The 22923-nt window shown below is 57.7% G+C and carries 18 protein-coding genes; 13 read left to right on the top strand and 5 right to left on the bottom strand.

Annotated features, from left to right (window positions below):
* Positions 1 to 26 precede the first annotated feature (26 nt).
* From OXE05_10115 to OXE05_10145, 7 genes are all read left to right on the top strand, one after another.
* Positions 27 to 641, top strand: coding sequence for a BglII/BstYI family type II restriction endonuclease (locus tag OXE05_10115; GenBank protein ID MCY4437673.1), 615 nt, complete (start codon positions 27 to 29; stop codon positions 639 to 641).
* Positions 642 to 708: 67 nt separating this feature from the next.
* The gene (purE, locus tag OXE05_10120; GenBank protein ID MCY4437674.1) at positions 709 to 1179 is read left to right on the top strand and encodes a 5-(carboxyamino)imidazole ribonucleotide mutase; all 471 of its coding nucleotides are present in this window, start codon (positions 709 to 711) and stop codon (positions 1177 to 1179) included.
* Positions 1176 to 2264 carry a 5-(carboxyamino)imidazole ribonucleotide synthase gene (locus tag OXE05_10125; protein MCY4437675.1) on the top strand — a complete coding sequence of 363 codons (1089 nt, stop codon included), beginning with the start codon at positions 1176 to 1178 and terminating at the stop codon, positions 2262 to 2264. Before purE ends, OXE05_10125 begins: the two co-directional genes overlap by 4 nt.
* Before the next feature lie 306 nt (positions 2265 to 2570).
* A complete protein-coding gene (locus tag OXE05_10130; GenBank protein MCY4437676.1) occupies positions 2571 to 3011 on the top strand; it encodes a VOC family protein in 441 nt (146 codons plus the stop codon).
* A 619-nt stretch (positions 3012 to 3630) separates the two neighbouring features.
* Entirely contained in the window at positions 3631 to 4752 is a 1122-nt protein-coding gene (locus OXE05_10135) for an aminotransferase class V-fold PLP-dependent enzyme (GenBank protein ID MCY4437677.1), read from the top strand.
* A 159-nt stretch (positions 4753 to 4911) separates the two neighbouring features.
* A complete protein-coding gene (locus tag OXE05_10140; GenBank protein MCY4437678.1) occupies positions 4912 to 5937 on the top strand; it encodes a Gfo/Idh/MocA family oxidoreductase in 1026 nt (341 codons plus the stop codon).
* Between the two features lie 148 nt (positions 5938 to 6085).
* Positions 6086 to 6997: an aldo/keto reductase gene (locus OXE05_10145; protein ID MCY4437679.1), complete on the top strand. Its 912-nt coding sequence runs from the start codon at positions 6086 to 6088 to the stop codon at positions 6995 to 6997.
* Between the two features lie 274 nt (positions 6998 to 7271).
* Here the strand turns inward: OXE05_10145 and OXE05_10150 are convergent, their stop codons facing one another.
* The 5 genes from OXE05_10150 to OXE05_10170 form a co-directional block, all read right to left on the bottom strand.
* Positions 7272 to 8660 (bottom strand): twin-arginine translocation signal domain-containing protein, encoded by a 1389-nt coding sequence (locus OXE05_10150; GenBank protein MCY4437680.1) that lies wholly within the window; start codon positions 8658 to 8660, stop codon positions 7272 to 7274.
* Between the two features lie 195 nt (positions 8661 to 8855).
* The gene (locus OXE05_10155) at positions 8856 to 10001 is read right to left on the bottom strand and encodes a DUF418 domain-containing protein (protein MCY4437681.1); all 1146 of its coding nucleotides are present in this window, start codon (positions 9999 to 10001) and stop codon (positions 8856 to 8858) included.
* Between the two features lie 187 nt (positions 10002 to 10188).
* Entirely contained in the window at positions 10189 to 11769 is a 1581-nt protein-coding gene (gene murJ / locus OXE05_10160) for a murein biosynthesis integral membrane protein MurJ (GenBank protein ID MCY4437682.1), read from the bottom strand.
* Positions 11770 to 12128: 359 nt separating this feature from the next.
* Positions 12129 to 13304 carry a permease prefix domain 1-containing protein gene (locus OXE05_10165; GenBank protein ID MCY4437683.1) on the bottom strand — a complete coding sequence of 392 codons (1176 nt, stop codon included), beginning with the start codon at positions 13302 to 13304 and terminating at the stop codon, positions 12129 to 12131.
* Positions 13231 to 13605 carry a PadR family transcriptional regulator gene (locus OXE05_10170; GenBank protein ID MCY4437684.1) on the bottom strand — a complete coding sequence of 125 codons (375 nt, stop codon included), beginning with the start codon at positions 13603 to 13605 and terminating at the stop codon, positions 13231 to 13233. Before OXE05_10170 ends, OXE05_10165 begins: the two co-directional genes overlap by 74 nt.
* Positions 13606 to 14081: 476 nt before the next feature.
* Here OXE05_10170 and guaB point away from each other — a divergent pair, with 476 nt between their 5' ends.
* The 6 genes from guaB to OXE05_10200 all read left to right on the top strand — a co-directional run bounded on the left by guaB (position 14082) and on the right by OXE05_10200 (position 22671).
* Entirely contained in the window at positions 14082 to 15548 is a 1467-nt protein-coding gene (gene guaB, locus OXE05_10175; GenBank protein ID MCY4437685.1) for an IMP dehydrogenase, read from the top strand.
* 38 nt (positions 15549 to 15586) lie between these two features.
* Positions 15587 to 16921, top strand: a complete 1335-nt coding sequence (locus OXE05_10180; protein ID MCY4437686.1) for a DNA methyltransferase — start codon at positions 15587 to 15589, stop codon at positions 16919 to 16921.
* Positions 16918 to 17502: an Eco29kI family restriction endonuclease gene (locus tag OXE05_10185; GenBank protein MCY4437687.1), complete on the top strand. Its 585-nt coding sequence runs from the start codon at positions 16918 to 16920 to the stop codon at positions 17500 to 17502. Before OXE05_10180 ends, OXE05_10185 begins: the two co-directional genes overlap by 4 nt.
* Before the next feature lie 143 nt (positions 17503 to 17645).
* Positions 17646 to 18989, top strand: a complete 1344-nt coding sequence (locus OXE05_10190; protein ID MCY4437688.1) for a hypothetical protein — start codon at positions 17646 to 17648, stop codon at positions 18987 to 18989.
* Positions 18990 to 19036: 47 nt separating this feature from the next.
* Entirely contained in the window at positions 19037 to 20236 is a 1200-nt protein-coding gene (locus OXE05_10195; protein ID MCY4437689.1) for a DNA cytosine methyltransferase, read from the top strand.
* 215 nt (positions 20237 to 20451) lie between these two features.
* Positions 20452 to 22671 carry a hypothetical protein gene (locus OXE05_10200; protein ID MCY4437690.1) on the top strand — a complete coding sequence of 740 codons (2220 nt, stop codon included), beginning with the start codon at positions 20452 to 20454 and terminating at the stop codon, positions 22669 to 22671.
* Positions 22672 to 22923: the final 252 nt, after the last annotated feature.

Raw genomic sequence — 22923 nt, forward strand, 5'->3', positions numbered from 1 at the left:
CCCAGGCCTTTCATGGAGAACAGCGAGTGAGAATCGTCACCCATTACTCTCACCTCAATGGGCTTGAGTTTCTGCTCGTCCACAAACCTCACCTCTGGAATGAGATAATTGCGGCAATCGCTGCCGTTGATGCTGAGGGATGTCGAACAAAAGTGTCTGCCGAGAAACCAATGCGGGGAAAGGTGTTGTACGCGCCGATCGAAATGAATAAGAAAATGAAGAATCAGTTCGAGATGGCTAACTGGAAAGAAAGAAGAACGAACTACTGGGTTACAGAGGACGCTCGTCTTATTCGAAAGACGATGCACATGACGCCAGACGAACAAAAGAGAGTTATTGAAGAGGCAAATCAAACGCCTTTTCGTTCTTACAATCAGACCGACTTCGTCAAAGAGCGAGTTGCTGTAGAGGTGCAGTTTGGAAAGTACTCCTTTGTCGCCTATGATCTCTTCGTAAAGCATATGGCATTCTTTGTGGGAGACATAATAGACGTGGGAGTCGAAATACTCCCGATGAAAGAACTGCAATCTAATATGTCATCAGGGCCTTCATACTTTGAACGCGAACTCTACAATCTAATTCGTGAGGGACGCGGAGTGCCTGCTGTTCCACTTATCCTTGTCGGCGTAGCCCCAGATTAGCTGCACAATTAAGGGAAATTAGGCGATTGAAGTGAATGAGAATCCGCAACCCCTGGTCGGCATTATCATGGGATCGAAGTCGGACTGGGAGACGATGCGCCACGCGGTGGAGACCCTGGAGGAACTGGGTGTGCCGCACGAGGTACGCGTCGTCTCCGCGCATCGGACTCCCGACCGGATGTTTGCCTATGCGGAGACGGCGGCGGAGCGCGGCATTGAAGTCATCATCGCCGGAGCCGGAGGCGCGGCGCACCTGCCCGGCATGACCGCGGCCAAGACCAGCCTGCCCGTGCTCGGCGTGCCCGTGCAATCGCGCGCGCTCAACGGCATGGACTCGCTCCTCTCCATCGCGCAGATGCCCGCGGGCGTGCCCGTCGGTACATTGGCCATCGGACGCGCCGGCGCGGTGAACGCCGCGCTGCTTGCTACCGCAATACTTGGCACCAAGTACCCGCAATTTCGTTCGACCTATGAGAAATTTCGCGAGCAGCAGACGGGCGACGTGCTCGCACACCCCGATCCGCGAGAGTCAGCATGACCGTCGGCATTCTGGGAGGCGGCCAGCTCGGCCGCATGTTGGCCCTGGCGGGATATCCGCTGGGTGTGCGCTTCCGTGTGCTCGACACGTACGCCGATGCACCGGCCGGAGAACTGGCGGAACTCGTGGTCGGAGCGAGTTTCGACGATCGAGAGGCGCTCGCGCGCTTTGCATCCGACCTTGAGTTGGTCACGTATGAATTCGAGAACGTGCCGGTGGACGCAGCGCGCTTCCTCGCCGACCACGTGCCAGTCTACCCACCGCCCGCAGCCCTGGAAGCTTCGCAGGACCGCCTGACTGAAAAGACCTTCTTCCGAGAACTCGACATCCCAACGCCTGCCTTCAGTGCGGTTGAATCTCGCGAATCTCTTGATGACGCCTTAACCAAGCTGGGGACTCTCGCCGTGCTCAAGACCCGGCGGCTGGGCTACGACGGCAAAGGCCAGCGTATCGTCCGCCAAGCAGCCGACGTCCAGGGGGCCTGGGACACCCTCCAAGGGACGCCCCTCATCCTTGAGGCGTTCGTGCCATTCGACCGGGAGGTCTCGTTGCTCTCCGTACGCGGACGAGACGGGGCTACGGCCTTCTATCCTCTGATCGAGAACTACCATTACAAAGGCATCTTGCGCCGCTCCATCGCGCCCGCTCCGGCTACCCCGCCGGCGCTGCAAGCGCAAGCGGAGGACTACGGCAGGCGGGTGCTCGAGGCGCTGGACTACGTGGGCGTACTGGCCATCGAGTTCTTCCAGCAGGGCAGTCAATTGCTCGCCAATGAGATGGCGCCCCGCGTGCACAACTCCGGGCACTGGACCATCGAAGGGGCGGAAACCAGCCAGTTCGAGAACCACCTGCGCGCCGTGCTCGGCCTCCCGCTCGGCGCTACCGTCCCGCGGGGTCACTCCACAATGCTCAACCTCATCGGCGAGACTCCCGCTCCCGCTGCTGTCGCCGCCGTGCCCAATGCCCATCTGCACCTCTACGCCAAAGAGGCGCGCCCCGGCCGCAAACTGGGACACATCACTATACGCGGCGACGACCAGGAATCCGTACAGTCGTGGGCAAGCGAGTTGGAAACACTCCTTTAGTAGGTGACTTAGAAACCCCAGACCCTAGGTAACTTAAGAACTCCGGAACCGTTCGTGCTGAGCCTGCCTGTCCTGAGCACTTCGACAAGCTCAGCACAGGCCTGTCGAAGGATCGAAGCACGAGTGAGTTCACTCCTTTCTTGCGGCTGACATTCTTGCACAGCTATGGGACCAGCGTAAGTGATCGTCCCGCAGCACGCCCGCAAACGTGCTTTCGCATGAGAGTAAAGATTCTACGTGCCGGGCTGGTATATAGTGAGAATCAGGAAGTTCCTGCAAGTTTCACGGTCAAGGAGAGCCTCATATATGGATGTCCAGGTGTACGGTGTTAATCACGTTGGCATCGAGGTAGACGATGTTGAGAAGGCGGTAGCCTTTTACGAGGATGTGTTCAATCTAGAGATGTTGCGCGGCGGTGAAGGAGCGGCCTGGTGCCAACTGGGGCATCACCAGTTTCTGGCGATCTTCGAAGTAGATGCACTGCAACCGGAGCGCTCCCGCCACTTTGGCATCATGGTGCGCGATGAGGAGCAGCTTGCAAGCGTTCGCGACAAACTGCGCACGAAGTACAATCTCGACGTCATGTCCAACGACTACATTCGCTGCGACTTTCGCGATCCCTGGGGCAACCGCATCCAGGTGGTAGACCTGCATGACGAGTCCTTGGTATGGCTGCTGCCCTACCAAGAGGTGCAAGAAGCAGGTGTTGTATTCACCGAGCCGAAATCCGCCTCGACGCCGGAGTAATGGGAGGCACATAAACCGTCGGGGTCTTTCGATTGTGCCTCTGGAAACACTGACTGTTGCTGTCATTCCTGTAAGTGTTGAGTAATTCGTTGACAGAATCCTCTTTCCAATTGGCGGTGTTGACAGTTCATGTCATTCCGAGTGGAGCGTCGAACCCTGTTCGCGGAATCTAAGATACTGAGCCTTTTGCGTGTCATGAAGCATGGGCCCTAGATTCCTCGCTCCGCTGCGCTTCGTTCGGAATGGCAAGTGTACCTTTCATGTTTTGTCCTGCGTCAAGTTGCATTTGTACTCAAGTCAGTCAACGAATCACCTGACACTTACAATTCCGAGTGGAGCGTCGAACCGGGTTCTTTGTACAGGGTTCGAGGATTCTAAGGTCCCCGCTTAGAAGCACCGTTGCGTGGCCGGAGATATCTTAGACCCTTCACGTTGTTCAGGGCGACAATTGCAAGACCCTGCGTAGACCATGGCGACCATTGCACAATACCGGTGGGCACAGGTTACAAACCTGTGCTACCGTATCAAGCATGAATGACTGCGGTCGCCGGTGTGCAGATGCGTCAAAGAATAGTGACAATACCATGCTCTCTCGCTCCACGACGCCTGGAAGTATTACATGACACCGGCAGACGTGCGCAACCTCTTTCCCATACTTGAAGAGCGCGCGTATCTCTTCAGCGGCGGCATTGCGCCGGCATCCACGCCTATGCTGACAGCGCTCAAGCACCATCTCGCCGCGCTTACCCACAAGACCGGCGATCTCTATCCAAACTTCATGGATGAAACCCGTGCGCTGCGCGAATCATACGCAGAACTCATGGGCGCAGACACAGATGAGATTGCCGTCAATGACAGCACGTCAGCGGGATCAAGTCTTGCCGTAAGCTTGATTTCCCCCAAACCGGGCGGTAATGTCGTGTTTGACGGCTTCCCCTATCCTTCCAGCGTGTATCCTTGGATGCTGCCGCCGCGTGATACGCTTGAGCGCCGCTTCGTCCCGCCCCGCGACGGGTTAATCCACATGGAGGACATGGAACGGGCTATTGACGACAATACCGTTGCTGTGAGCGTCTCCCACGTCACGCCCGCGCAGGGCTTTCGTCACGACATTGGCGCCCTGGCGAAACTAGCGCATGCGCACGGGGCCTTGCTGCTCGTGGACGGCGCGCAATCGGCCGGCGCGCTCAACATCGATCTCCACGCAACCGGCGTTGATTTCTTTAGCACTACCGCGATGAAATGGCTACTCGGCCCTGCCGGTGTCGGCTTTCTCTACGTTGCCGAACGCCATCTCGACCGACAGCCATCGACGGCAGGTTGGGTGAGCACGACCCAGACCGACCTTGAGGAACTTCAACTCCAGCCCAGCGCCGAGCGCTTTCAGCTGGGCATGCCGAACCTCATGGGCGTCGCCGCAACCCTTCCCGGCATCGCAATCCTGCTGGAGACCGGCATGGCAGCTGTGGAGGCCCACGTGCTCGATCTGACAGAGTACTGTATTGAGGGGCTGCAAGAACGAGGGATCACCGTGCGGACACCGCGAGATTCCACCCGCCGCGGAGGCGTGATTGCCGCCGAAATAGACGACGCGGGCGACCTGCAGGCCTACCTGACCGCGCATGGTGTGGACACCTACTTCCTCCGCAATCTCTTCCGCGTAGACCCGCACGTGTTCAACGACCGCACGGACATCGACCGCTTGCTCGCAGGCATCGACGCCTTCCGCGCAGGCCACTAAGGCACAGCCACACCCAGCCATGGAGTGGTTTGGGATTGAAGCAGCGCGATCTCGCTTTGAGCAATCTCAATGGCCCACGATGTACCTGCCTGGTGCACAATGCTTGTAATGATAGTGTCCGTTCGTAGGAGACGTAGGTGAGTCGCTAAGGAGACGAACATGCGGGTCGGTCTTGTCGGCGCAGGAAACATGATGCAGATCACGCATCTGCCGTCTTTGCTGCAGATATCCGATGTCGAGCTAGTTGCCATCGCCGAACTTGATCGCAAACGCGCGGAGAAGCTGACCGCAGCCTATCGCATACCGCACATCTGCGGCAGTGCCGGTGAACTCGCAGAATACGCCGGCGAGTTAGACTGCGCAGTGGTTGTGACACTCAAGGAGCATCATGCCGCTGCTATCATCCCGCTGCTGGAAGCCGGCGTGCCGGTCTTTACCGAGAAGCCCCTGGCAGGCTCGCGCGAAGACGCGGAACAGATCCGTGCGGCAAGCATGCGCACCGGCACCCCAGTCATGGTGGGGTATATGCGGCAATTCGATCCCGCCGTGCAGCTTGCCAAGAAACTGCTTGCGGAACAGCAAATCGGCGACGTGCGTTTCGCCCAATTTCGCGACTTTGGCGGAAACTCGCAGATGGGCGCGGCGACGCTCCATGCCCTGCCCATCGAACCGCAACCGGACGTGACCGCCCCGGCCTCAACCGCGCGCCCTTCTCCAGAGGAGTCCCTCCAACGCACGCTGGTCGAGTGGTTCGAATTGTGGGTGCATGACGTTAATTTGATGCGGCACTTGCTCGGCGATCCCACCGGCGTCCGCTACGCCTCCCTGGGACCGCCGCGTTTGGCCGTGCTCGACTACGCGACGCATGAAACAGTTCTCGAAGTTGGAAAATTGGCGTATGCGAATGCTCCCTGGGACCAAGCAGCCACCATCTACGGCACCACCGGGCGCATCGAGCTTGTCCACGCGCCGCCGCTGCTCTTCCGCCAGCCGTCCGCCGTCATCCTGCACACCCCGGCGGGCACCACGCGGCTGGACGAACCTGTGCGTGAAGCCTTTACCGAGGAAATCCGCTACTTTCTCCGCTGTATCCAGCAGGGCGTTACCCCCACCCCCAACGCGGCAGAAGGCTTGGCAGACATCGCCCTCTGCGAGCAAATCGTCGCCACGGCAGCCCAAGGGTGAGAGCTTCCACTTGTATAACAATGCGTCACCCAGTCTTTCCCTTCGCTCTCCTGGGATTGCCTAGACGGGCAACAAAATGCCGGTCGGCATTGCAGCACGCGATTTACGGTAAGCTAGGAAAAACAACCTAAAGGCTGGAGGTAACGGCGTGCGGACACGAAGACTTGGCAAGAACGGCCCGGAAGTTTCAGTGCTCGGCTTTGGGGCCTGGCCGATTGCGGGCAAGCTGGGGCCGGTGGAAGAGCACGACGCCGTGACGGCGATTCAACGGGCGGTGGACGGCGGCGTGACCCTTATCGACACGGCGGAGGCGTACGGTTTCGGCATCTCCGAGGAGCTTGTGGCCAAGGCCGTGGGCAACCGGCGCGACGAGGTCTTCATCGCGACGAAAGTCTTGCCGGAGAACTGGCGCCGCGACGACCTGCTCACTGCCGCCGAACGCAGTTTGCAGCACCTGCATACCGACTACATCGACCTCTATCAGATTCACTGGCCCAGCGACGAGATGGACTTTGCCGAAAGCATGCAGGCCATCGACGACCTGATTCAACAAGGCAAGGTACGTTACGCGGGGGTATCCAATTTCTCCGCCGAGCAGATGCAGGCGTGCTTGCAGGTGCGGCATGTTGATTCAGACCAACCCCGCTACAACCTGCTCGACCGCGAGATCGAGGCGGATGTCTTGCCGTTCTGCCAAGAGCAGGGCATTGGTGTGCTGGCGTACGCCCCTTTGGGGCAGGGCCTGCTCACCGGCAGCTACGAAGAAGACCACGTCTTTGGCGCAGACGACATCCGCAGCCAGAACGAGCGGTTTGCAGGCGAGAAATTCAAGCGGACGATCCGCATGGCAAAGCAACTCGCCGCCTATGCCGCCGACCACGGTCACACGCTCATCGAGCTCGATATCGCGTGGGTACTGGCGCACCCCGCCATGACGACAGCGCTGGTGGGCGCCAAAAGTCCCGCGCAGGTGGAAGGCTGGCTCGGCGCAGGCGACTGGGAACTCTCACCCCAGCAGATGCGGGAAATCGACGAAATTGTGGCTAGCGCCGGACTCTAGCTCGCTGCACCTAAGCAGACCTTCGCGTAACTTGGTCTCGAGAGAAGCACATTTCCCCCTCTCCCAGAGGAGACCTTAGCGAACTATGGTCTCATGGGAAGGATATTTCTCCCTCTCCTTGGGGAGAGGGAGCTAGTTGGCAGAGTGCTAAGTTCTTGCGAAGTTCGCCTATGCCTATGGAGAAGAAAGGGGGGCACGGCATGCCGTGCCCCCCTTTCCAAGTCGATGCTCAAGGCAGCTCTTTCACGATGCTCGCAGCCGCCAACAGGAGCGCCTACGTCTTGCTCTTGTACTCCTCCAGAACCGCCGTCATGCGCTTGGCGGCTTCGTCAAGGTTGGACTTCACCTCGCCGGGCGACTCGCCAAAGATGACCTGATGTGCCTCGCGCATGATGCCGCTGCAGTCGCCGTACGTCGGCCAGTACTGGAAGTTGAACGCCAGGCCGTTGTACATGCGTTCCAGCATGAAGTCGGTCTGTATCTGCGCCTTATCCGGCTCCAGGAAGCTATAATACTGCTCCCACAGCGCGCGGTCGGAAACCGGCAGCGGCTGACCCTGGCCCAAGGCTACCCACTGTTTCCAGCCCTCGATGCCGCCGATCCACTCGGCAAGGAACCAGGCGGTATCGTGGTCCGGATGCGATTCCGCAATCGACCACAGATGGCCTTGGGAAAAGTGCTTCTGGTCCATGGGGCCCGCGGGATACGTATGGGCCTGCCATTCGAACGGCACGTTGCCCTCGTTACGGAAATTGATCCACCAGGGCTCGTTGCCCCAGGCGTCCCACGTGGCATAGTACCCTTGATGCGACCCCAAGCCCTGAGCCTGGGGATTGGCCGCCGACGGCATGCTGCGGTCGGCAAACGCCATCTCTTGGTAGATGTTATACATAGCAACGGCGGCCGGACTATTGACCAACGATTTGGCCTGGTCGTCGTCCACCCAGAAGTGTTGGCCGTAGTTCCACATCACCGCGAAGTTGTCAGAGCCGGTGTTGTTTGCAAGATTCTTGCCGCCCCAGATGTTCTCCTCCGGATTGACGGTGCGCTTCGCAATGTCGCGAAGATCGTCCATCGTCCAGCCTTCGGCCGGCAATTCCAAGCCCGCGTTCTGGAAGATGGTCAGGTTGAGATAGATCAGGGTGCCGTTGAAGTCCTGTGCCGTGCCCCAGATGCGGCCCTGATACGACATGGCCTCATGCATCGGCTGGACGTAGTGGTCCAGGCTGGCAGTCGCGCTCGCTTTGACGCGATCGGTAATGTCGAGCACAATGCCGCGCTCCACGTAATTGGACTTGAATTGCGCCCACAGGTTCCAGACGTCCGGGGGCACGCCCGCCGTAATCTGAGAAATGAGCTTGGGGTTGTACTCGGCGAACGGCGTGATAGTCGCTTCCGCCTCATACTCACCGGCAAACGTCTCGTTGAACACGCCTAAGACGCGCACATAACGCTCGAGCACCGCGGCGTTGCCGTAGCTATGGATGGATAGCTTCTGCACCTCTTTGGCGGGAGCCTCCTGGGCGGCTTCCTTGGGGGCTTCTTTCTCCTCCATGGCGGGCTCTTCAGCCGCCGGGGCGGTCTGCACCGTGCCGCACGCGGCAGCAACCAGCGCAGTGGCCGCGATACCGCTAAACTGTAGGAACTTACGTCGTGTAACCACTTTGCCTTCTCCTTACCTCAATCCAGATAGCCACCTACTCCATTCTCTACTGGAATCTAAACCAGTCGTGGGCGCGTGTCAATCGAAAAATGTGCCTTCTCTTGCGGTCGCACTGGTCCGCCAGCTTCGTAGCCGCCTGGCTATCTCACCCGGTGCTCAGCGGCAGTGGACGCCTTTCTCCGCCGGCCCGTGTGCTTAGTTTGGGCGGCGCAGCGGTTGCACGCTGCGATAGGTTGCGGTACGCCAGAGCCATTCTACAGGTCCGAACTGGTAGCGGCTCAACCATGCGTGCGACCACCACATCTGCAGCGCCCACACCGCGAACACAAACACCACCACAGCGCTCCGGTTAACGAAATCGACATCGCCGAGCAAGATTGTCAGAACGAGCACGCCTAGGATGCTCTGCGTAAGATAGTTTGTCAGCGCCATCCTGCCCACGGCGCGCAGCCGCCGCTTCAGCCAATTCTCGGCGCCGTTGCTCCAAAGGATGATGAGGCTCACATATCCCAACGACGCGGGGATTGTGCCCAGGTTGTTCGGCACCTGGCTTATGAGCGCGACGTCATTCGCGAAGTCTCCTAGAGCTGTAATCACCACCCCCAACGCAGCGAGCGGCAGCCCGATGCCAAGCCCCAGAATTGCAGTAATGCGGTACGTCTGTGCCGGCTTGCCGCCCGCCATGAAGCCCATGCGAAAGAGCGCAGCGCCAATGAGCACCATGCCGGGCCCACGAACGATGTACGAGGCCCACGAAAGGTACCCGATGGTAAAGTCCTCCACCTCCGTGGGATGCCAAGTGCCGCCAAGCGGCGCGCCGGCGTTTGCGAGCGCCTGTGCGTAGAGGTCGCTGGTTACGGACAGCATAAACACCGCCACACCGAGCGTCAGCAGCGCTTTGTCCGGCAGTTTTCGCAAAGCAATCAGAATGAAGGCTGACACTGCGTAAATCCACAGAACGTCGCCGTACCACAGTTGGAAGTGAGCGATGCCCATCGCCAATAACAAGACGCTGCGCCACAGATGGAGCAAAACGGCGGGCCTTCCTCGTTGCGCGGCGCGGTCTATGAATAGCATCACCCCCGCGCCAAAGAGCAGTGAGAACATGCCCATGAACTTCTGGTCGACGAATACCTCGCCAAAGATCCCCACGGCCCAATCCAACCACGTCTCGGAACCGGCGGCGCTGAGGTTGTAATACGCGGCTTCAACAAACCGGAATGACACCGCGTTCATCAGCAGAATGCCCAACACGGCGATGCCGCGTGTCAGGTCGAGGCTGGCAATGCGCGCTTGCTCGCTCACGGGGCCTGTTTCGGTGGTTGGGCCTGCTGCCGCCACGAGAATCTACCCTTTCCGCAGCGCTTTGGGAGCTATCGGCTTCCCTAATGGAGATGATGTACAAGCGATGCTGCCAGCCAGCAGAGATGCCGGCTATCGCTTCAATTGCTGGCTATAAGTATACGTGAGGTCGCCTCTCGTTTCTTGACACCCGCTGCAGGATAGGCACACTGGTCCCGTCCGCGCGCTACCGGCGCAGCAGGGGTAGCCGCTGCCACACGGTCCGCGCCTCCGGCACGCCGAGCAGCAGCGCGGAGGCGATGTAGACGGCAAGGAAGACCGCTCCATAGAGCACCAGCAGGAGGATGGGCGGCGCGGTGCCGAGCGGCGCCAGCCACTGCAGCCCGCCGCTCACTCCTGCGCCGAGAAGTGCGCACAGCAACAAGGGCGGCAGGCCGGTGAGAAACCGAAAGTCCGGCACCCGCCGCGCCAGCAGCACCCACAGCCAAACAGCCTCGAGCAATACCGCCAGTGAGATGCCCAGGGCCAGGCCGCCCTGCGCCAGGGGACCCATGAGAAAGTACGCCAAAGCGATGCCCAGCCCCATGCTCACGATGCCGATCAGGACTGGCGTCCACGTGTCCTTGAGCGCAAAGAAGCCCCGGTTCAGCACTTCCACCGCGCCGTGCCCGGCCAGGCCGACCCCAAAGAAGAGCAGCGCCCAGGCGGTGAGTTCGGTGGAGGCAACGTCGAATGCGCCGCGCTCGAATATCGTGGCGACGATGAGCGGTGCGAAGAGGACTAGTCCCGCTGTCGACGGCAGCAGGAAAAAGAGCACCGTGCGCATGGCCGCCGTAAGCTGCCGAGCTAACTCAGGCGTGGGGCCGTCCACGGCGGCAGTTGCGAATTGCGGAAACCACGCCCGCGCCACGGACATGCCGAAAACGCCCAACGGCAGCATCATCAGAGTCCACGCATAGTGGAGCGACGCAACCACCCCCTCGCCCAACCCGGAGGCGAGCGTGACCATGATGAACAATAAGGAGAGGTGGACGGTAACCAGACCGGCCATCCGCGGTGCGGTGCGTTGGATGAGAAGCTTCAGCTCCGGCAGGTGCGGGTCAAGGGTTAGGCGGTAGCCCGGGCCCAAGGCGCGAAAGGCCGGTATCTGCACGAGCAGGTGCAAGCCCGCGCCAATGACGACCCCGGCCGCCACGCCGTAGATGCCCCACTGCAGCGCCAGCACCACGGCGCCGACGAGGATGGCTGCGTTGTAGAGCAGCGGCGCCAGCGCGGGTAGCAGGAAGTGTTGCCGCGTGTGGAGCGTGGCCGTAAACACTTCGCTCGCCGCGAGCAACAAAGGCGAGAACGCGACAATGCCAAGCAGCGCGACAGTGAGTGTCCGGGTCTCGCTATTGAAGCCATGGGTAAAGAGCGGCACGATCCACGGGGCAAGCAGGATGATGACGGCGACAAAGAACCCCACGGCCAGGATGACGGCGTTGAGGGCCGCACTCGTAAAGGCGCGCGCGGCGGCGCGGTCGTTGCGCGCCAGCACCTCGCGGTAGAGCGGGATGTAGGCGGAGCTCAACGCGCCGCCGGCAAAGAGCAGGAACGCCAAATCCGGCAGCCGAAACGCCGCCACGTAGGCGTCAAGTTCGCTGGACGTCCCAAACCGCGCGCTAATGGCGACTTCCCGCGCCAACCCCAACACGCGCGAAAGCACGTAGCTCACCATGAGGATGGTCGCGCCACCAGCGACGGTGCTGCCACCAGCCCGCAGCCACGCCAAGCGGTTAGAAGAGGTTGGACTGTGAGGTTCAGACATTGTCAAGACGAACAGGACACGGCAGAGCGCACCATAAGGGACTATAGCATCCTGGAGGCACCTACGAAGAGGATAACCCGTTCACCCTGAACCTGTCGAAGGGTGAACGAAAAGCGACACTGCCTAATTCTGTCCGGAGTGCTCGCGGATTCCAAGCCCAGTTGTGCAGGGGAATTAAGAGGGCTCAACATGAATCAGTGGCGAATCTAACTGCTTGCAGACTCATACTGGCAAATTCAGCAAGTGCGCCCAGTTTGCGCAAGAATGCATAGAGTCCCGATACATTCTACATAGTCTTGCGACTGCAACAAGCGAGAGCGATGCAGCCTAGAGCGAGAAGACAGGTTGAGAGGATGGCACTACGGCCAGTGACTGGCCTGCATCAAAAGGTGATCGAATCGAGGATCGTCTCGCAAGGGGTCGAAGACTTGAGAGGTCAAGAGGAAGAGGAGGGTCTTTCCAAAGTTGCCGCTTGAAGCTTTGTCGCTCAAGGAAGCCTCCAAATGTTGAAACGCACCGTCTAGATCGCCCTTTTCCAAACAGACTTTGGCCTTCTGGTAATTCAACAGGAGGTCTTCACCGTGCTCGCCAAGACTGTCTTGCAGCGTTTGCTCGACCTCGGCGTCACCGGCCATGGGCTCGAGTGTGCCCGCCAGGTCTCCGTATGCGCGTTGCACAAGCACACTGAAACGTGGATCTCTGCGCAGAGGGTCAAATCTATCTGTAGCCAAGATGAGCAGGAGGGTTTCACCAAAATCGAAGTTGCCGACGACTGTCGTAGGATCTCTCAGGGAAACTTCGAGATGTTCCAAAGCTTCGCTAACGTCGCCGCGCCCTACCAGGTATTTCGCCTGTTGATAATTCAACATGAAGCTCCTGCCGTCGGCGGTGAGACCGGCGCGTATCGCCGACTCGGCCTTGTCATGTCTGCCCAATGTCTCCAAGACCCCTGCTAAATTGCCATAGGCTATTGCAAGCCCCATGTGGCGTTCTTCTGGCGACGTTTTCGGCTGCGAGTGCGCTTTACGCAAATCCACCGCTGCCTGTAAGTGCGTTAGCGCGCGCTCGTAGTCGCCACCGGCGTTGTAGGCCAAACCAAGTTCGTGGTGAATGTCGTCATTCGGTCCACGGGAAGCAAGTTCTCGTTCCAAGCGGGGGATGATTTCGTCATATCGGCCCTCGGCATATTGATGGGGGTACTTGCTCGTATGCTTCCAAATTATGAACTTCGGGCGCAATTGGATGTGTGGCAATTCAGGGAGCCACCAGCCGAGTTTGTGGAGGATGTGGTGAAGCAGCCACTTCTTGCCGTAATGCGAACGCAACAGCCCACGGTTGAGTTCCGCTACATCGCCAAGCGCCGCCACGGCTTTTTGCTCCGCTCGCGCGCGTTCGCTGCCTTGCGCTATCCCTTGCGCAATGGAATCTTTCAGGTGCGCGCGCAATTCGTCCCTGGCTTCTTTACGCTTCCGCGACGGTAGACCTGCTACGGCCTTGCGGAGAAAGCGTTCCGTTTCCGGCGTCAAGCGCGCCATTGATAGCCTCCACCAATGTGTGCCAGTGCTCGCGGCGTTCGGCCAGCGCTTTGCGGCCCTTCGCTGTCAGACAGTAGTACCGTCGGCGCGGGCCGCGCGGGCTGTCCTGCCAAAAGGGCTTCACCAGCCCCTCGGCTTCCAAGCGGTGCAGCGCGGGATAGAGCGTGCCTTCCTTGAAGGCGAGCACACCGTTGGTGCGCTCCCGCAGCGCCTCGGCGAGTTCGAACCCGTACATGGGCCGCGTCGCCAGCAGATCGAGCAGAAGCAGGCTGGCTGTGCCCTTGCGTAATTCGCGTAACATGTATATAGAATATCTAGGTAGTGACAGAAAAGCAAGACCAATTTGTGGATCTTACGCACCTTATAGTGTCAATTAACCACTGATGTCGCCCCATTAACCCTTCGAACCTTCGACAGGCCTGTGCTGAGCTTGTCGAAGTGCTCAGGACAGGCAGTCTCAGGGCGATCGGGGCGGAGAACTCCCAAATCATGATGATGCGTAGAGGCTGAGACTACGACATAGAGACTGAACCTGGTTGCGAAGAGCCGTTTTGTAGGCTACGTGGGAACCACAAAAAGTCTAGAGGAAAAGTGGTCTCATGCGTGCAAATCCGGTTCCGCAGTCAACTGTCGTGCCGTATAATAGGGGGCAAGAGAACTCAGCGAGCGTGAGCGTTACGTGTAGCAGAGGAGGGACTGCCGGTGATACGGAATGATACCGCCGGGAGCGAGGGCATATCCACCACTCTTGAGCCCTTAGCTCCGACCAGCGACCCCATGTCCGCCGACAAGTTGCTGAAGCAAGGCCTGACCTTCGACGACGTTGTACTCATTCCCGATTATTCCGCAGTTCTGCCCAAAGATGCCGACACCCGCACGTGGCTGACTCCGTCCATTGCCCTCAATATCCCCCTCATTTCCGCCGCCATGGATACCGTGACCGAAGCGCGGCTTGCCATTGCCCTGGCGCGAGAAGGCGGCCTTGGCGTTATCCACCGTAACCTGGAAATCGACGTCCAGGCTGCCGAGGTCGATAAAGTCAAGCGCTCGGAAGCCGGCATGATCGTGGACCCCATCACTTTGGGGCCCAATGCCACCGTGCGCCAGGCCGTTGACCTGATGGAACGCTACCACATCTCCGGCGTACCCATCACCGAGAACGGCAAGCTGGTGGGTATTCTCACCAACCGCGACATTCGCTTCGAGGAGAATCTCGACCAGCCGGTGAACAACGTGATGACCAAAGAGGGCCTCATCACGGTTCCCGTCGGCACCACGCTGGAAGAGGCCAAAGACGTTCTGCGCCGCCACCGCATCGAAAAAGTCCCGGTGGTAGACGGCAACTTCATGCTGAAGGGTCTCATAACAGTCAAGGATATTGCGAAGAAGATCCAGTTTCCGCTGGCGACGAAAGACGAAAAAGGCCGCCTACGCGTGGGCGCGGCCGTTGGCACGAGTGTCGAAGGCATCAAGCGCGCGCAAGAGGCGGTGGCAGCCGGTGTTGACGTGCTGGTGCTGGATAGCGCCCACGGCCACTCGGCGGGCGTCATCGAGACGTTACGCAAGTTCAAGACGCTCTTCGACGTGCCGGTGATTGCCGGCAACATCGCCACGGCTGCCGCCGCAGAAGACCTCATCAAGGCCGGCGCGGACGCGCTGAAGGTCGGCGTGGGGCCCGCTTCCATTTGCACCACACGGGTCGTCACCGGTACCGGCGTGCCGCAGATTACCGCGATTTCCGATGTAGCTGCCGTTGCCACGCAGTACGGCGTCCCCGTGATCGCCGACGGCGGCATCCAGTATGCCGGTGACGTGGCCAAAGCCATCGCCGCCGGAGCCGACACCGTGATGATCGGCTCGCTCTTCGCCGGTGTGGAGGAGAGTCCCGGCGAGGTGGTGCTCTACCAGGGCGAGCAATTCAAAGAGTATCGCGGCATGGGTTCGCTGGGCGCTATGAAGGCCCGCACCGCCAGCCGCGACCGCTACTTCCAGGATTACATTGGCGAGGAAGCGAAGCTCGTACCGGAAGGCATCGAGGGCCGCGTGCAATACAAAGGCCCGCTTTCGGCGCTGGTGATCCAACTGGTCGGCGGCCTCCGCCAAGCGATGGGCTACTGCGGCAACGCGAGCATCCGGGAAATGAAGGAGCACGCGCGCTTCGTCCGCATGACCTCCTCCGGCCTCCGCGAAGCCCACCCCCACGACGTGATCCTGACCAAGGAAGCGCCCAACTACTCGCGGTAGATATCTAGCTTGCCTCCCTTTGGGAAGCTTCTCTCTGAATGGGACTTGGTCAAATGAGTGTCCAGGGCACCTTGGAGTTTAATGAAAGGTCCTTTCGCGATCCTGCATTCACGTCAAATCGTGATGCGCCGGTCCACCGATGGGTTCCCTGGATCGCAGGATACTCAAAGCACTTCGTTGCAGACGCAATCGCTCGCTATGCAAATGGGCATGGTATCGTCCTCGATCCATTTGCGGGAGTTGGGACAACGCTCGTGGAAGCGGATCTCGCTGGGCATGAAGCCGTTGGATTTGAGATAAACCCCTATGCCGCTTTCGCTTCACAGACCAAGCTGAATGCGCATCGCGTAAGCCCAGAACGCCTACGTAGAGCTGTACAAGAGTTCAGTGTGTTCATGGGCAGTGCGCTCTCGGAGGGAACTGCGCCACGCACGAGACCCCCTCAAGGTTTTCGTACGCGCTCCCCGTTCTATAGTCCTAAAGTTCAGCACAAAGTGCTGTTGGCACTGGACTTCATTAGCGAGCAAGATAGGCCAGTTGCCGACGTTTACCGGCTTGCGTTTGCTGCTTCAATGGTTGACTTTTCCAACTATTCTTACGAACCGAGTCTGGGCCGCAAGGTGACCGTTGGTCGTCCCGAAGTAGAAGACTTTCCAGTTTCGGAAGTACTCGCCAAGAAAGTTACACTGATGGCAAATGATGTTGCTTGGTATCGTCACGCAAGGGTACCGGGAAGGCGACGAGATGGTCGCGTTTTCGAACAGTCTTTCTTTGATGGGTACCAGCAGATTGAAGAGCAAAGCGTGGACTTGCTGATCACTTCGCCTCCCTATCTCAACAACTATCATTACAACCGAAACACACGCCCCCATCTTTATTGGTTGGGGTACTGTAGCTCTCCGCAGGACTTTAAGCGCTTGGAGAAAATGAACTTCGGCACCTACTGGCAGAATGCCCGAGACCAAGCACATATTGATCTCGATCCATTGATTGAGGACCCAGAAATTCGCCAAACGCTCGATTTGGTTCGCCAGAAGAATCCGGAGAAAGGCATCTATGGCGGGAGTGGTTGGGCCAACTATGCAGCGCGCTATTTCAACGACTGTCTACGTTTCGTGAACGGCGCAAGGTGGTGCCTCCGGTCTGGTGCAACTGCTTTGGTAGTCATCGGGAACAGCATTTTGCAGGGCGTTCCCATTCCGACGGACCGATTCCTAGCAAGCATCGCCGAAACTAGCGGATTCAGAATCGTCGCTATCCACATTCCGCGAGAAACAAGGGTGGGTAACAGTATCATTGATTCCAGCGTACGTGCAGGATCGAGCAATGGCCACGGACTCTACGAAGCAGTTGTTGAGATGCGCCGGTTATGACGGTACAACTCTACGACCCACTTACCTTTGACAATCTAATGATCGGGATGGTTTCGCACTTTGAGAAGCAGACAATGGTGGACATGGATGCCATAGGAGACGCCAACGGGCCAGGGATTTACTCGCTGTTTTACTCCGGGCAGCTGTCAATCTATAGGTCGATATCAGGGTCCATGAATCCCATTTATGTTGGCAAAGCCGTTCCTCCAGGATCACGGAAAGGGATTAGTGTTGACGTGAATAGTCCCGCGCTGCGTAGCAGGATCAGACAGCACGCAAAGTCCATTGATGAGGCAGAAAACCTTGACGCCTCTGAATTCAAGTGCCGCTACTTGGCAGTTGTTCCGGTTTGGATAACTTTGGCAGAACGGTTCTTGATTCAGTATTACACGCCAGTTTGGAATTTGTGCATAGAAGGATTTGGCGTTCACGATCCGGGTAAGGGTAGACGTGGCAGCCAAAGGAGTTGGTGGGACACGCTTCATCCTGGCCGTGAATTGGCAAATAGGCTTGCAATTACAAGAAGCGCCGATGAGGCAGAGAAGATGGCTATGGAGTTCTTCTCGTCGAATTCCGATTGATAGCTATTATTGGCGTATGCGTCGCGGAATTCCTCAGCGGAAGTCTATAGCGCTATTAGCCACGATATTGCAGTCCGATGACGGTTGAGAAAACTTGGTTATAATCAGTCTGGGACTATTGCGGGAGTACTCTACTTCAAGACATGCCTTCAAGTTCCCCTCCAGAGTGGTACGTACCCCGCATTAGTGCGATAAACCCCACCGGCCCGGAGATTGCGTTGGCGGTGGGCGAAACGGTCGAGTTGAGTGTGGAGATCGAGCCTTGGCAGACGGTGCCTGCGGAGCAGGCGTGGCAGCGGCGGGGGCAGCCGGTGCTTTCCACCACGAACACCAGGCAGGACTGGTCACGGGTGATGCTCTACATGCCGCGGGTCATTCGCGCCGACGGCCTTTACAAGATGTGGTACGTTGCCACGTCCGGCCCGCCGCGGCCCGCCAACTGCAGTTTAGGCTACGCCACCTCGCTTGACGGCATCCATTGGGAAGAGTATCCCGGCAACCCCATCGTAACCGATGAAGACTTGCAGAAGGCCGGCGGCTGGGGCTGGTGCTTTCAGAGTCCCTTTGTGCTCTACGACCTGGAAGAGCGGAAGTACCGCATGTGGTTCTCCGCGCTCACCCACTGGGAGCAGACCGACGACGGCGAGCTCGTCGAGATGACGCAGCAGGTGGGCTATGCCGAGAGCCCCGACGGCATTGCGTGGGACATCCACCCGGAGCCGGTCACGCGCAGCGGACGCTGCGCCTCCGTTATCCAGGAAGCCGACGGCACCTTCACCATGTGGGCGAACGCCCGGCCGCTGGGCGATCCCGATCCCAGTTCGATCTACGGTCACATCATGCTCTTGCGCTCATCCGACGGCATTCACTGGGAGGAGATTGCCGACGTCATTCAACCGGAAGGCATCTACAAGTCGTGCGTCTATCCGCACGTCATACGCGACGGTCCGGGATTCGTCATGTGGCATGGCGGCCACCGCGAGAGTCTGCGGGATGACGTAGCGTTTGCGCGGGGTAAACTCGACGACGCCTATGGTGACTGGTTCGACCTCACCATTGCCCGTTCGGCGGACGGCAGGGAGTGGACGGATCGCCCCGGGTATCCCGTGTTCCCACCTAGCGCGGACAAGCATGCATTCGACGCCCGCTATACCTCGACGCCCCACGTGCTCAAACTGCCCGGCCGCTACGTGCTCTACTACTCCGCCCGCGACATGCTGGAGGGCTGGGTGCAGGCCGACGGCACCCCAGGCCCCGGCCGGGGTTTCGCCTACCGCCACATCGGCTACGCGACGCTCGACGTTGCTGAGCACACCGATCCCACGCTCCGATTCGAATGGTCGGTTGACGGCAAGTCGTTTGTCTCACATCGGACGGCTACTCTTCAATACCGCCCGCAGATTCCAGGGACACAATACGTCACCTGCCGCGTGCAAAACGCCAACGGCGCGAACACCTACACCTGGAAACTCGTCGTAGGTGTTTAAGCTCCTTAGACTAGTGTAAAATAGCGGCCATGAGTAGTCTTTCTGTTATGCCCAAGTTTCTCGCTGTTGACTTCTATTGCGGCGCTGGCGGAACCACCCGTGGCTTACTCAATGCCGACGGCTATGTTATTGCCGGAATCGACAACGATGTCGACTGTCAAGAGACCTATCAGCACAATAACATCAATTCGACATTGGATGCTGCTGTCCCCGCCTTCCTAGCCAACGACATGTTTCCCTCGTCTGTTGAGTATCCTCAGGGGCAACAGCATGAGGTGATGGCTAAGCTGGGAGAACTGATCCCACGCTATCGCGAAGCGGCAAAGAACGTACCCTTAATGTTCGCCATTTGTGCTCCATGTCAGTCCTTTAACAAGTTCGTTCAGCGGCGACTAACCGAGGGCAGAATCAGTGGCCGTGACCGTGAGCAAGACCTGCTTGCGCAAACTCTTGGGTTCATCGAACGTTTTCAGCCAGAGATGATTGTGTCCGAGAATGTGGCGACCATCAGGCGTGGCAGATACCGGAGAGTCTGGGAGTCTTTTCAACTTGCGCTGCGTGGCTTGGGATACGTTGTCGGAGAGGACACCGTTTGCGCGTCACGATTCGGAGTCGCGCAGCGCCGTCGTCGTTCAATTCTACTGGCCTACAGGAGTCAACATGGACTGAATCCCATTTTCAATCCGCCCATACCCTATCGTGACCCGGAAGCGTCGCAAATCTCCACGCATGATGCCATAGGACACTTACCTTCTCTTCAAGCTGGGGAAAGCCGTGATGGAATACCCAACCACGTATGTAGGAACTTGACGGAGATAAACCGTTGGCGCTTGATGTCGGTCAAACCAGGGGAACCAAATTTTGGCTTTGCGAAGAGCGAATTCGGGGACCTATCGCTGGAATGTCACCGTCGGCTAAGAGATGAAGGAAAGACAGGCTTTGGAGACGTATATACTCGAATGCATCCAGATCGTCCCGCTCCAACAATCACCACCAGATTCCACAGTGTGTCCAATGGGCGCTTTGGGCACTACGATGTAAGCCAAGTTCGAGCCCTTTCGCTTCGTGAGGGTGCTGCGCTGCAGTCATTTAGCGATGATTATGAATTCTTTGGGAGTGGCATGGATATCATCGCGAAGATGATCGGAAATGCTGTTCCGCCAAAGCTATCCGCCTTTATGGCAGGGTGGGTTTTTGGGCTATGGAATGACACAGCGAGCGACCTGAAGCTTAGTTTAGGAGGATAGCGATCAACAGTAAAGACCTATGCTTTCGTATTCTTCGAGCCGAGTCCGAGAAGGAAGTCTCAGCCATCATTGAATCAGAACCGATCCTATCGGATGCCAGTAACTGGCATCCGATAGATGGCAGGGAAACAAACTTCAATGTAGTTACAAACCAGGCTTCTACCGGCAGCAAAGCTCTTACTGAGTTATGCACAAACATGGTGGATGCCGTTCTTATGAAATATGCCTATAAGAAAGGTATTGACCTCACTGGCCCCGATGCACCGAAAACCGTGATAGACGGGGTTCGGGATCTCGTTCGACTCAAAGGGGCTCATAGCGGCATTCTGGCCGAAGTTGATGACGAAAGCTATCTGAGAGATTTTGCGGAGAGAAACCTAGTTATCGGTGTGACCGGCGGCACTCGTCGCGAAGATTCGCTTTGCTTTACGTTCGTTGACAATGGCGAAGGGCAGCACGCTAAGGACTTCGAAGATACATTCTTGTCCCTCAGTAAGGGCAATAAATCAGACATTCCCTTTGTGCAGGGTAAATACAACATGGGGTCTTCTGGAGTTCTGAACTACTGCGGAAGGCGATGGTACAAGTTGATAATTTCGCGCCGCTATGATGAGAGTGGTAATTGGGGATGGACTTTGGTACGCCGTCGTTCTGAAGCAAGCACGCCTATAGCCGAGTACTTTAGGCCTGTTGAGGGCATACCGTCTTTTCTAGGCTCGGTGCTGCACCCCCTAAAGCTTCAAAGTGGTGAGCCTGATTATAAGGTTCATCTTTCTTCTGGAACCATCATTAAGCTGTTCGATTACTACATGGAGTCTGCGGCGAGCTTTAGAAACATCAGAGAGTCGATTAACGAGAACTTAGTCTCGACAATTTTGCCATTTCGATTGATGGATTACCGATGGGCTCCGCAGCGAACAGGACGAAGAAAAGAAGGTGTTGACGAGCGGCCATTCTATGGAATGGAATTTCTGTTATTGCGCAAAGAACCTGAAGATGTGGCCGAGTTTGAATCACAAGGCCAAGTGTATGAACCTAGACACGCTCAGCACATTGGAGACGATACTCACCCGGATCTGGGACACATATCCGTTAGCGCGATCGTGCTAGAGCGGGATCTACCGGGTTGGCTGAAGGCCCCACGCAATAATTCCAGGGTGTTTCACGCGGTTAATGGGCAAGTACAGTTCAAGGATAGTCGCGGCTATCTGTCACAGACTTGCAGGTTACCGGGGCTCAAGGACCGGATTGTCGTTATCGTGGATGCCAGCAACTTGTCTGAGGCCGCGCACAACGATGTGTGGAAGAGTGACCGGGAAAACATCCGGGTGACCGAAATTGGTCAGAGCTATAGAGACAGAGTCACTGAGTTGATAAGGAAATCGGATTACTTGAAGGAGCTTCAGCGCCGAATTGCGCGGGAAGAGACGGAAAAGGTAGCCCAGGAAGGACAAGTAGCGCTTTTTCAGGACTTAGTGGATACTGATCCAAGCATCGCGCAATTGTTGCCTGGTGGTGAATTGGTAAAGTTGCAGGGGGATGTTGGCAGGGCCAGGAAAGAGGATGAGGAATGGGAAGGCAAATACAGCCCGACGTTCCTGGAGTTGATAGGTAGATCAGTAAGGCAAGAAGGTGCAGAAATTGCCTTTGACGGCTTGCGAAGATTGACATTCAAGACAGACGTGGACAACGACTACCTAACCCGGCCCGACAATAGGGGGAGAGTGTCTGTTACTGCGGGCGTAGATGACAAGTTTTCTTACTCTACCGCCCTTCGCAATGGTCAACTTACTATCACGTTTCAATCTTTATCGGACAAAGTTGATCCCGGTGATGAATTTGAGTTCTCGGTAGAGCTTCTCGATGATGCTATGCCGCAGTCAGTTACCGAGGAACTGAAGCTGATAGTGGTTGAATCCCGTCGAGTCGATCCACCAGGGAAACCCAGTAACCGGAAACGAGATGGCCCTTGGGAACCGGGGGACGAGGAAGAGTCCACGGAAGGACGGACATTGCCGCCGATGAGGTGGCTTACTAAAGACGGGCGCTCAATCGGCGGGGATGAGACTGAACGTTGGCCCGATGACTTCACTGATCAGGACGGCGGCAAAGTTGAGGACTTGGGCGAGGATCAGAGAACCTATCTCATCAACTATGACAATGCCCATTTCCACCGATTCCTTGACAGTGAACGCGACGAACTAAACAAGAAAGTCGTCACCGAACAGTTTCGGATAAGCATGTTAGTCCTAATGATGGGTTTGGAAGACGCTTACTCCCGTATGGAACAAACGGACACAAAGTTTCAACTCGAAGAGTGCATCGACGAAATTCGCCGGCTCGCCGCTCAGGGAGCATCTACCGTGGTTATGTCTATCGCAAAGACTTTGCCAACCATCATAAACCCCGCATCGCTTGCTGACGCAGACGATTAGGAACATGGGCGACTTTCTAAGCAAAGATCGTCGTTCCGCGTTGATGTCCCGTGTAAGGAACCGGGGAACCGCGACGGAACTGTATGTCCGTCGATCAGTGTGGTCTGCCGGCTTTCGCTACCGCCTCAACGTCCGCAAGCTGCCTGGTGCGCCCGACTTAGTGCTTCGTCGATACCGCACTGCCGTGTTGGTGCAAGGCTGTTTCTGGCATGGACATCATTGCCGGAAAGGACAGCAGCGACCGGCTACCAA

Source organism: Chloroflexota bacterium, assembly GCA_026710945.1.
Taxonomy (GTDB): domain Bacteria; phylum Chloroflexota; class UBA11872; order VXOZ01; family VXOZ01; genus VXOZ01.

Excerpts from the sequence above, each read along its gene's own strand:
- purE (MCY4437674.1), top strand. The coding sequence starts at position 709 with ATGGGATCGAAGTCGGACTGGGAGACGATGCGCCACGCGGTGGAGACC.
- OXE05_10125 (MCY4437675.1), top strand. The coding sequence starts at position 1,176 with ATGACCGTCGGCATTCTGGGAGGCGGCCAGCTCGGCCGCATGTTGGCC.
- OXE05_10130 (MCY4437676.1), top strand. The coding sequence starts at position 2,571 with ATGGATGTCCAGGTGTACGGTGTTAATCACGTTGGCATCGAGGTAGAC.
- OXE05_10135 (MCY4437677.1), top strand. The coding sequence starts at position 3,631 with ATGACACCGGCAGACGTGCGCAACCTCTTTCCCATACTTGAAGAGCGC.
- OXE05_10140 (MCY4437678.1), top strand. The coding sequence starts at position 4,912 with ATGCGGGTCGGTCTTGTCGGCGCAGGAAACATGATGCAGATCACGCAT.
- murJ (MCY4437682.1), bottom strand. The coding sequence starts at position 11,769 with ATGTCTGAACCTCACAGTCCAACCTCTTCTAACCGCTTGGCGTGGCTG.
- OXE05_10165 (MCY4437683.1), bottom strand. The coding sequence starts at position 13,304 with ATGGCGCGCTTGACGCCGGAAACGGAACGCTTTCTCCGCAAGGCCGTA.
- OXE05_10170 (MCY4437684.1), bottom strand. The coding sequence starts at position 13,605 with ATGTTACGCGAATTACGCAAGGGCACAGCCAGCCTGCTTCTGCTCGAT.
- guaB (MCY4437685.1), top strand. The coding sequence starts at position 14,082 with ATGTCCGCCGACAAGTTGCTGAAGCAAGGCCTGACCTTCGACGACGTT.
- OXE05_10180 (MCY4437686.1), top strand. The coding sequence starts at position 15,587 with ATGGGACTTGGTCAAATGAGTGTCCAGGGCACCTTGGAGTTTAATGAA.
- OXE05_10185 (MCY4437687.1), top strand. The coding sequence starts at position 16,918 with ATGACGGTACAACTCTACGACCCACTTACCTTTGACAATCTAATGATC.
- OXE05_10190 (MCY4437688.1), top strand. The coding sequence starts at position 17,646 with ATGCCTTCAAGTTCCCCTCCAGAGTGGTACGTACCCCGCATTAGTGCG.
- OXE05_10195 (MCY4437689.1), top strand. The coding sequence starts at position 19,037 with ATGCCCAAGTTTCTCGCTGTTGACTTCTATTGCGGCGCTGGCGGAACC.
- OXE05_10200 (MCY4437690.1), top strand. The coding sequence starts at position 20,452 with ATGAAATATGCCTATAAGAAAGGTATTGACCTCACTGGCCCCGATGCA.